The organism is Hymenobacter sp. BT559 (assembly GCF_016427535.1).
Classification (GTDB): Bacteria; Bacteroidota; Bacteroidia; order Cytophagales; family Hymenobacteraceae; genus Hymenobacter.
The window spans coordinates 1,097,405-1,106,731 of the sequence record NZ_JAELXV010000001.1 but is presented as its reverse complement, the minus strand read 5'-3'; the positions used below and the strand labels follow the sequence as shown (position 1 = coordinate 1,106,731).

Sequence of the window (9,327 nt, the reverse complement as noted above, 5' to 3'; positions counted from 1 at the left end):
CCTAGGGCCCCAGTTGCGGGCGCAACCGGGGCCCTAGGTGGGCCGACTATTCATTTATACCGCTTAATAGCTTTTCTGCACGCGGGCACGGCGCAGCACTTTGCCAGCGCTCTCCACCGTTAGGATATAGCTACCTACTGGATAGGGTTGCAGGTCGAGCGTAAGGGCGGCAGCCATCTCACTGGTTAGCAGCTCAGTGTGCACCACTTGGCCAGTACTGTTGGTGAGGTACCAGCGGCCGGCGCTCGTGAGGGGGGCTTCCCAGGTTACGGTAGTGCGGTCGGCGGTGGGATTGGGGTAGATGCTGAGTGCGGCGGCGCTGGCGGCGGGCTGCACGGCTACCACGGGGCTGTAGGCAAACGTGCCGTCGGTGTCGAGCTGCTTGAGGCGGTAGTAGCCCGTGGTGGGCAGCGGCGCGGCATCGAGGTAGCGGTAGGTGTGGGCGGCCTGGGTGGTGCCCATGCCCGCTACCGTAGTCAGCGGGGCGAAGGCCACGCCATCGGCCGAGCGCTGCACTTCGAAGCCAGCATTGTGCTGCTCAGAAGCAGTGGCCCAGCTCAGCGCTACGGCCGTGCCCTGCGGCGCGGCACTAAAGCTGACGAGCGTAACGGGCAACGGCTGAATGGTGCCATTCACCTGAAACTCGTAGAGCGAGTAGCCATTATCCGCAATGGTGGTACCGCGCTTGGTACCGTTCATGCGTACGTAGCGGCCAGTAACGGGCGTCTCAAACCGGTACTCGTTGAAGTGAAAGGAGTTGCCAACGGTCGTGGCCACGGTGGTCCAGGTTTTGGTATCGTCCGAAACTTCGATGGTAAAATCTCCACCGTAAGCCTTTTCCCATACCAAGTATACCCGCGAGATAGTAGCATTGCCAAGCAGGTCGATGTAGATGGAGGCATCATCGCGGCCAGCCGTGCTGGCCCAGCGCGTCAGCCGGTCGTTGTCGATGGCATAGTTTGCATTCAGCGTGCCCTGCGTAGTCGAGGCCACGGCCGACTTAGCATTGGCGATATTGGAGGCATTGTTGGAGGCAGCAAATACCTCAAACTCATACAGCGAGTAGCCATATACTGTGCCGCGGGCAATACCATTCATACGTACGTAGCGACCGGTTTTACCTAGGTTGGCATATTCGTTGGAGGTCGACGTGTTGCCGGTGACAGTCACGGCCGTCGTCCAGGTCGTGCCATCGTCCGACACATCCAGCGTAAAATCCTTACCTAGGGCCGACTCCCACGTCAGGCGAATGCGGTCAATCTGTTGCACCGAGCCTAGGTCTACCGTGATGTACTGCTGGTCGGTATAATCACTTTCCCAGCGGGTTTTGCCGTTGCCATCAAATGCATTGGCTGCTGCCTGTTTCGGGTTCGCCGAAGTGGTCGGCGTTTTGCCCGCCGCTAAGTTAGGATTAGGGTCGTATGGATATATCGCAAACTCATACAATGAGTAGCCGTAGCCCGTAGCGCGAACTGTACCGTTCATACGCACGTAGCGGCCGGTTTTACCCAGGTTGGGGTAGTCGTTGGTAGTCGAGGTATTGTTGACAGTCGTCACGGCCGTCGTCCAGGTGCCGTTGACCACGTTGGTCCAGTTGGCATCGGTAGGAGCGGCGGTGACGGTGGAAATATCTAGGGTGAAGTTTTTGCCAAAAGCGGTTTCCCACGACAGCCGGATGCGGTCAATAGACTGTACCGAGCCTAGGTCAACAATGAGATATTGCGCGTCGCTGGAAGCGCTTTCCCAGCGCGTGCTCATATCCCCATCAAATGCCCGGCTCGCCGCTTGTACCGCCGACGAAGCCAGGGCGGCTTTGCCAACCGCTAAATTTTGGGCTAGTACCGGGCTGGCGGCCGGTAATAAGAGAAGAAGAAACCACTGCAGAAAGAGGCGAAAAGTAGGTTGCATTAGATAACAGAGCGGAAAGTTTTAACACTTCAAAACTACCCTAGCCCCTTAGCCAGCTTCCGCCTAAAACGGCCAATCAGTTCTTTTACTCTCTCAACGGCACCAGAAGCTTTGTGAGTGATTTACTGCATTTTATGAATAAAAAATAGTATCAACGAAGCCCTAAATACTACTATCGTCGGCCGTACCAGCGCATAAAAAAGGCTATCCCAACACCCGGAATAGCCTCTTCTTCTTAATAAGTAGCACCCTCGTGCCAAGCAGTCCAATCTATTCATAGCTGGCTGTCTTTTTAGGGGTCAAATGGGTGCCCTCATGACCCCAACTTTTACCTAGCTAGCGCCTGCTACTGACAGCACTTTTCAAGTAGCCGCCGGTGCCAACCCTAAGAGGCTATAACTCCTTGCTAGCCTCAGCCAGCTCGGCACGCACGGCCTTGGGCAGCGAGGCCGCCACGAGCTGATACGAGTGCGTAATCCACTGACGCAGCTGGGCCACGGTGGCCCCGGTGCCGATGACTACCGTGTTCCAATGCTTTTTATTCTGGTGAAAGCCCGGCAGCACGTAGTCATGGCGCTCGCGCAGCTCCACGGCCAGCTCAGGGTCACACTTTAGGTTGATGCTCGCGAAAGTTTGCAAGCTGGTAAGGGCAAATATTTTGCCGCCTACTTTAAACGCGAGTGTGTCGGGGCCAAAGGGAAGCTCCTCAGTGGCGCCCGGCAAACTCAAACAAAAATCGCGATACTCCTCAATGTTCATGCGCGGCCGGGCTTAGCGGATAAACCAGCGGTAGAGCAGCACGCCCAGGCCCACCAAAAACATCGCCATGCTCAGCTTATTGATGAAGTGCATGGTACGCAGGTTGAAATTGGTCTTGCGGTTTGGGTCATTCTTGCGGAAGAAATAACCGAAGGCAGGGCCGAAGTCGAAAAGGTTTTTACCGTTCATATAGATATAGGCTAGTGCCGACAAATTAACACCTAGGGCGGCAGAATGATTGCACTAAAACCTGAATATTCAGCTGTAGCTCGGACTCTCAAAGTTTAAGCTATAATTCGCGCCGCTCACGCCAAACCAGTGCTTCGGGCAACTCGGCCACCGAAAACTCCAGATGCACCACCCGGCGCGGCTGGGTGCCAGTGCTGCGGTTGGAAGCGTGCAGCAGCAGCGGCTTCATGAGCATGGCCCCACCGGCGGGCACGGCGCACACGGTAGCCATGGCCGTGTGCGCGGCAATGGTTTCGGCCGGAACCACGCCGCCTAGGTGCGAGCCGGGCACTACTTTGAGCGCGCCGTTGGTAGCATCGCAGTCGTCGAGGTGCAGACGAATGGTAACGGTGTTTTCGAGCACGGCCACGGGCGGCTGCACAGCTACCCAGCCGGCTTTGGCCGTCCAGGGCCCGAAACCAGGCAGGCCATCGGCGCGGCGGTCTACGTTTATCATCAGGTCCTGGTGCCAAGCCACCAGCCAGTTGGAGCCAGCGGGCTTGTCGAAATAAATAGCCTTGGTAAGGTGGCAGCCTTCCGGGAAAAGCTCATCTAGGAGGCTGCGCAGGGCGGGCGTATCAAGCGACGGCCACAACGCAGGTATTTCGCCCAGCAAGTTGCGAATGGCAAATAAGTCTTGGCTGCGCCGAAAATTGGGGCTGGCGGCGGGCGCCGCTTCGATACAGTGCAGCAGGGCCGCTACTTCGGCGGCGGTGCAGAGCTGGGGTACGGTGGCGTGGCCAGTGGTAGCCAGCTGGCTCGCCAGCGCGGAGGTAGCGGGTGCAGTTGTCATGGGTGGCAAAGCTACGCCCGTTACTTAGTCAGCTTTCGGGCGCAATTTGCGGCTCCTAGGTCGTCCTTTTTTGTCTTTTCAGCTCATGCCTTACCGCACGATACTCCTTCTACTCACGCTAGCCGCCAGCGCCAGCCCGGCCTTCGCTCAAAAAGCCACCTCCGAAACCGAGGCTGTGAAGCAAGCTGTTCTCTCGTTCTTTGACGGCATGCGCCGGGGTGATAGCACGCTAGTGCGCCGCACGCTGGCGCCGGGCGCGGTTTTTCACGGCCTGGGCGGCAAGCCCGGCCAGCCCCCTACCCTAGAGACGGAAAGCATCAGTGGCTTCTTGAAAGCCGTGGGCACGCCCCATCCCGAGGTGTGGGACGAGCGCGTGCAATTCGATCGCGTGCTCCTCGATGCCAACCTAGCCAGCGTGTGGGCGCCGTATGAGTTTTACCTAGGTAGCAAATTCAGCCACTGCGGCTACGACTCCTTTCAGCTGGTGAAGCTAGCCGAGGGCTGGAAAATTGCGCATATCATCGATACGCGCCGCAAGGAGAAGTGTAAGTAGTACAGTATGAGTCTATCGCAATGTAACTCGTGCTACAGCTGAGAAGAAGACTTTATTTTTCCTGTCTTGAATATAAAGTGTCAGTTTTGACGCAGTCAACTCCGCCATCACGCTTGATAGTATAGTAACCAACTATTTTCACATATGCGGCATCACCTTTACCTTTTATAGAAACAGAAAAAGGAACCGAAGATTTCTTCGCTGCTAATTCTTCATCATACCATATTGCAAACCCATTATACTCTCCGATTTTAGAGATAAAAGCAGGGTTTTGAATCATCTGCTCTTTTATAGAGATTAATACATCAGGTATTTCGATAAATTTCTTAGTTAGCCATAACATACCCCCAAATAAGACAGCAACTGCTATGGATAATACAACTTTGTTAAATACCTGAAAGCCGGATAATATAAATCTTATCATTTGGCGAAGAACCATAAACTATACCCCCACCGGCTCGCCGACTACCTCCTTCTCAATCCACTTTCCGTCCTCGCGCATGAGCTCAATTAGTTCGTCTACGGCGCGTTCTTCGGGCACGGCTTTCTTGATGACATCCTGGCCGCGGTAGAGGGCGATTTTGCCTTTGCCCACGCCCACGTAGCCGTAGTCGGCGTCAGCCATTTCGCCGGGGCCATTCACGATGCAGCCCATGATGCCGATTTTAATACCCTTGAGGTGGTCGGTGCGCTTGCGAATCATGGCGGTGGTTTCCTGCAAGTCGAAGAGCGTGCGGCCACAGCTGGGGCAGCTGATGTACTCGGTCTTGCTCATGCGAGTGCGGGCGGCCTGCAAGATGCCAAAACTCAATTGGTTGAGGCCGTCAATCACATCGAGCCACTGCGCCTGGGTATAGTCGGAAGGCAGGCGACTGGTGCCCAGCACGATGCCATCGCCGAGGCCGTCGATGAGCAGGCCCCCTAGGTCGGTGGCGGCGTCGAGTTGGGTTTGCTCGGCGGCTTGGGCGGGGTAGTCGTGGTCGAGCAGCACCGGGCAGGTGATGCCGTGGTTGATAAGCTCAAAGAAGGCCCGGCGCATCTCGGGCATAGCGTGCGCGTTGAGGCTGTGCAGCACCAGCACCACGGTGGGGTCTTGGCGTAGGCGCTCAAGCAGCGGGGCGTCGAGTGCGTCGAGGGTAAGCAGCAAGAAGTTGAGCTGCGGGTGGTTGACCAGCGATGTGTTGGGGTGCTGGTCGGTCATGTACCGGTCGGCCGTCATGAGCGGGTACTGCTCCAGGCGGCGGCCGCCATCGACCCAGGCGGGGTAGTTCACGATTTCACGCAGGCCGTTGGGCAGCATGAAGGGCACTGGTCGCTCGCCGGTGTAGATGTAATCGGCCCCTAGGTCCGACATCTGAAACTTGTCGAGGAAAGGCGAGTACAGGTGCCCGGCGGCACGTAGGTCGGCGTATTCGAGCTGCGGCAGGCGCGACAAATCGGCCACCACGCGCGGCACGTTCAGGCCGCCAAAATTGGCTACTTCGTGGGTGTGGCGGCGGTAGTACTGGAACGGGTTGATGGGCTCCTCCCCCACTAGCGGCTTGATGGGCTGGGCCAACGCGGCGCGGCTGGTGTAGCGGTTGATGAGCATGCGGGCCACCGGGGCCTCGTGCTCGGGCGCTTCGGTGAGGCTCACGCGCACGGTGTCACCTAGGCCGTCTTCAAGCAGCGTGCCGATGCCTACGGCACTCTTGATGCGGCCGTCTTCGGCTTCGCCGGCCTCGGTCACACCTAGGTGCAGCGGGTAGGGCTGTAGGCCTTCTTCGTCGAGCTTTTGCACTAGCAGGCGGTAGGCCTGCACCATCACCTGGGTGTTGCTGGCTTTCATACTCAGCACCACGTCGTAGTAGTTTTCTTCTTCGCAGAGGCGCAGAAACTCCAGCGCCGACTCGACCATGCCGAGCGGCGTATCGCCGTAGCGGCTCAGAATGCGGTCACTCAGCGAGCCGTGGTTGGTGCCAATGCGCATGGCGGTGCCATACTGCTTGCAGATTTTCACCAGCGGCCGGAACCGCTCGCGGATGCGCTCAACCTCGGCCGCGTAGCTGGCGTCGGTGTAGTTGATTTCTTCGAATTTCTTTTTATCGGCGTAGTTGCCGGGATTCACGCGCACTTTCTCCACGATGCGGGCAGCCAGCTCGGCGGCGTTGGGCGTGAAGTGGATGTCGGCAATGAGCGGCACGTTGCAGCCGCGCGCCCGCAGCTGCTTCTTGATTTCCAACAGGTTCTGAGCTTCTTTAACGCTGGGCGCGGTGATGCGCACCAGCTCGCAGCCCGCCTCTACCATGCGCAGGGTCTGCTCGACCGAACTTAGGGTGTCCATCGTGTCTACGGTGGTCATGCTCTGCACCCGAATGGGATAGTCGCCGCCCAGCGGCACCCCGCCAATGTTAACTACCCGCGCCACACGGCGTTTGTACTCGGTAAGGCTGGGGCAATACTGCTTATTCATAACCTAAAAACTGCGTCCAAAAGGCGAAAGTTGCGACTGGCCACAAAGGTACGGCCGGGCTCGTGGGCGCAACTTACGGGCGGGCTAGGTTGTCTGTCTGGCTAGGTTATTATTTCGTTGGTTCTTCATGCCTAGGTTCTTCTTTTTACTGCTGAGCACTGGAATGCTACTGGCGGCCCCCAGCTATGCGCAACGCGTAGCCGTGCTCAAGTTTCCGGCTTTGCAGCAGCGGTTGACCCGCCCCAGCGACACGACCTATATCGTTAATTTTTGGGCTACCTGGTGCGGCCCGTGTGTGCAAGAGATGGCCGGCTTCGAAAAAGTACGCGCCGCTCAAGTAGGCAAAAAAGTGAAGTTTGTGCTCGTAAGCCTCGATTACGTGGCGCAGCTCGACAAAAAAGTAAAGCCTTTTGTGCAGAAGCACAGCCTGAAATCAGAAGTGCTGCTACTCGATGAAACCGACCCTAATACCTGGCTGCAAAAAGTAGACAGGCAGTGGTCGGGCTCCATCCCGTTTACTTTGATTTATAATAACCACACTAAAAAACGCGCTACGTTTGAGCACCCCCTCACGGCCGCCGAGTTAACGGCAGAGCTGCGTAAGTTTCTGTAAATTCTAGTGTTGGTCATGCTGAGCTTGCCAAAGCATCTCTATCGCTTCGGCAAGCTGAGCATGACAACATGGGGGCTAATAATTTACTAACGAGTCACCTCTAACACAATCTTGCCGATGTGGGCGCTGCTTTCCATGCGCTGGTGCGCGGCGGCCGCCTCAGCCAGCGGGAAGGTGCGGTCGATGATGGGGCGAAATTTTCCGGCGGCAATGAGCGGCCACACGTGCTTTTCAACTTCGGCGGCCAGAGCAGCCTTAAAGTCGGCTGAGCGGGGGCGCAAGGTGCTGCCCGTAATAGTGAGGCGGCGGCTCATCACCTCCAAAGCGTTGAATTCGGCTTTTGCGCCTTGCATGGCATTGATGAAAACCAGGCGGCCGTCGTCGTGCAGCAGGCGCAGGTTTTTAGGCGTGTAGTCGCCGCCTATCATATCTAAAATAACGTCAACGCCCACTTCTTTGAGCACTTGCTCAAAATCATCGGTCTTATAGTTGATGGCCCATTCAGCGCCTAGGTCGCGGCAGGCCTGGCACTTAGCGTCGTCGCCGGCCGTAATGGCCACGCGGCTACCTAGGGCCCGCGCCAACTGAATGGCCGTGGTGCCGATGCCGCTGCTGCCGCCGTGCACCAGCAGCGTTTCGCCGGGCTGCAGCTGGCCGCGCTGAAACACATTGTGCCACACTGTGAATATGGTTTCGGGCAGCGCGGCGGCTTCCACCATACCTAGGCCAGTTGGCACGGGTAGGCAGTGGCGGGCATCTACCACGGCATAGTCGGCGTAGCCGCCGGCTGCCAGCAGGGCGCACACGGCGTCGCCGGGTTGCCAGCGCGGCGCATCGGGGCCGCATTTCTCAATGATGCCAGCTATTTCGAGGCCCGGTACCGAGCCGGTTACATCGCCGCTGCCGGCGTATTTGCCCTGGCGCAGCAGCACATCGGGGCGGTTGACACCGGCAGCGTGCACGCGCACCAGTACCTGGCCGGCGGCGGGGGCGGGGCGCGGAAGTTCTTGCAAATGCAGCACCTCGGGGCCACCGGGCGCTTGGATGATAATAGCGTTCATGGGGGCTTAAACGCTAAAAGACGGCGGCTGGCCGCTTACGCAGCCAGCCGCCGTCTATTTATACCTAGGGGCAGACTTAAGCCGCGGAGGCTTCCAGCTGCTTGCGAAGGTTTTGCACTTCGTGCTCCAGCTCCAGGTTGCGGAACGTCACTTTGGCTTCTAGGTCGGCGTAGGAGTTTTGCAGCTGCTCTTGCAAGTGGCGCATCTCGGTCACGTCGGTGTTGGTGCCCAGCCAGCGCACGGTGTTGCCCTGCTCATCGCGAATGGGCACGGCGCGGGTCAAAAACCAGCGGTGCTCGCCATCCTGGCCGCGTAGCGGAAACGTCAGCTCCCAAGGCTCGCCCTTGGGCCAGGCCTGGCTCACAAACTCCACCACCGACTTAGCAAAGCTGGGATGGTGCACCTTTTCCCAGCCCCAGCCTTCCATTGCGGCCAGGTCGGTGCCGGTGTAGTCATACCAGCGCTTGTTGTACCAATAGATGTGGCCATCGGGCCGCGCCATCCACGACAGCTGCGCCACGTTGTCGGCCAGGGTCGTAAACTCCGACTCGCGCTCGGCCAAGGCTTCGGCGGCCAGCTTTTGGTCGTGGATATCGGTGCAGGTACCAAACCACGTCACGATGGCCCCAGCTTCGTTGCGCCGCGGCAGGGCTTGGCCCAGAAACCAGCGGTAGCCGCCTTCGTTTGACTTAAAACGATACTCAATCTCGTACGTATCGCCGGTAGCCAGCGAGTGGCCCCATACCTTGCGGGCGCGGGCGCGGTCGTCGGGGTGCAGCAGATTGTTCCACATGTCGGGGCCCACGCTGTCGGCCAGCGTGTAGCCCGTGTAGTCTGTCCAGCGCTGATTGAAGTAAACGTGGTTCCCCGTGGGGTCGGTTATCCACACCAACTGCGGAATAAAATCAGCCAAAAATTGGAACTCGCTTTCTATCGAAGTTGGCAGGGTAGACACGGCAA

10 protein-coding genes are annotated in these 9,327 nt (G+C 58.1%); 2 read left to right on the top strand and 8 right to left on the bottom strand.

The features are described 5' to 3' along the window. Nucleotides 1-63: 63 nt before the first annotated feature. From JAO77_RS04595 to JAO77_RS04580, 4 genes are all read right to left on the bottom strand, one after another. Nucleotides 64-1,908, bottom strand: coding sequence for a discoidin domain-containing protein (locus tag JAO77_RS04595; protein WP_198989115.1), 1,845 nt, complete (start codon nt 1,906-1,908; stop codon nt 64-66). Nucleotides 1,909-2,301: 393 nt separating this feature from the next. Continuing rightward, entirely contained in the window at nt 2,302-2,667 is a 366-nt protein-coding gene (locus tag JAO77_RS04590) for an MmcQ/YjbR family DNA-binding protein (protein ID WP_198989114.1), read from the bottom strand. Between the two features lie 12 nt (nt 2,668-2,679). Beyond that, a complete protein-coding gene (locus JAO77_RS04585) occupies nt 2,680-2,856 on the bottom strand; it encodes a DUF6728 family protein (RefSeq protein WP_198989113.1) in 177 nt (58 codons plus the stop codon). A gap of 100 nt (nt 2,857-2,956) precedes the next feature. Beyond that, complete coding sequence (locus tag JAO77_RS04580; protein ID WP_198989112.1) at nt 2,957-3,688, bottom strand: phytanoyl-CoA dioxygenase family protein; 732 nt, start codon at nt 3,686-3,688, stop codon at nt 2,957-2,959. A gap of 85 nt (nt 3,689-3,773) precedes the next feature. Here JAO77_RS04580 and JAO77_RS04575 point away from each other — a divergent pair, with 85 nt between their 5' ends. Further along, complete coding sequence (locus JAO77_RS04575; protein WP_198989111.1) at nt 3,774-4,241, top strand: nuclear transport factor 2 family protein; 468 nt, start codon at nt 3,774-3,776, stop codon at nt 4,239-4,241. Nucleotides 4,242-4,293: 52 nt separating this feature from the next. On the opposite strand, the gene JAO77_RS04570 is transcribed toward JAO77_RS04575, so the two are convergent. Both JAO77_RS04570 and ispG read right to left on the bottom strand, forming a co-directional pair. Then, nucleotides 4,294-4,680 (bottom strand): hypothetical protein, encoded by a 387-nt coding sequence (locus JAO77_RS04570; RefSeq protein WP_198989110.1) that lies wholly within the window; start codon nt 4,678-4,680, stop codon nt 4,294-4,296. 3 nt (nt 4,681-4,683) lie between these two features. Then, nucleotides 4,684-6,693 (bottom strand): (E)-4-hydroxy-3-methylbut-2-enyl-diphosphate synthase, encoded by a 2,010-nt coding sequence (gene ispG / locus JAO77_RS04565; RefSeq protein ID WP_198989109.1) that lies wholly within the window; start codon nt 6,691-6,693, stop codon nt 4,684-4,686. 127 nt (nt 6,694-6,820) lie between these two features. Between ispG and JAO77_RS04560 the strand changes: the two genes are divergently transcribed. Further along, nucleotides 6,821-7,306, top strand: coding sequence for a TlpA family protein disulfide reductase (locus tag JAO77_RS04560; protein WP_198989108.1), 486 nt, complete (start codon nt 6,821-6,823; stop codon nt 7,304-7,306). A gap of 86 nt (nt 7,307-7,392) precedes the next feature. Here JAO77_RS04560 and JAO77_RS04555 read toward each other — a convergent pair whose 3' ends face one another. Both JAO77_RS04555 and JAO77_RS04550 read right to left on the bottom strand, forming a co-directional pair. Beyond that, entirely contained in the window at nt 7,393-8,367 is a 975-nt protein-coding gene (locus tag JAO77_RS04555; protein WP_198989107.1) for an NAD(P)H-quinone oxidoreductase, read from the bottom strand. Between the two features lie 76 nt (nt 8,368-8,443). Next, nucleotides 8,444-9,322: a PAS domain-containing protein gene (locus JAO77_RS04550; protein ID WP_198989106.1), complete on the bottom strand. Its 879-nt coding sequence runs from the start codon at nt 9,320-9,322 to the stop codon at nt 8,444-8,446. Nucleotides 9,323-9,327 lie beyond the last annotated feature (5 nt).

Coding starts and splice junctions, on each gene's coding strand:
- JAO77_RS04595 (WP_198989115.1), bottom strand. CDS start 1,908: ATGCAACCTACTTTTCGCCTCTTTCTGCAGTGGTTTCTTCTTCTCTTA.
- JAO77_RS04590 (WP_198989114.1), bottom strand. CDS start 2,667: ATGAACATTGAGGAGTATCGCGATTTTTGTTTGAGTTTGCCGGGCGCC.
- JAO77_RS04585 (WP_198989113.1), bottom strand. CDS start 2,856: ATGAACGGTAAAAACCTTTTCGACTTCGGCCCTGCCTTCGGTTATTTC.
- JAO77_RS04580 (WP_198989112.1), bottom strand. CDS start 3,688: ATGACAACTGCACCCGCTACCTCCGCGCTGGCGAGCCAGCTGGCTACC.
- JAO77_RS04575 (WP_198989111.1), top strand. CDS start 3,774: ATGCCTTACCGCACGATACTCCTTCTACTCACGCTAGCCGCCAGCGCC.
- JAO77_RS04570 (WP_198989110.1), bottom strand. CDS start 4,680: ATGGTTCTTCGCCAAATGATAAGATTTATATTATCCGGCTTTCAGGTA.
- ispG (WP_198989109.1), bottom strand. CDS start 6,693: ATGAATAAGCAGTATTGCCCCAGCCTTACCGAGTACAAACGCCGTGTG.
- JAO77_RS04560 (WP_198989108.1), top strand. CDS start 6,821: ATGCCTAGGTTCTTCTTTTTACTGCTGAGCACTGGAATGCTACTGGCG.
- JAO77_RS04555 (WP_198989107.1), bottom strand. CDS start 8,367: ATGAACGCTATTATCATCCAAGCGCCCGGTGGCCCCGAGGTGCTGCAT.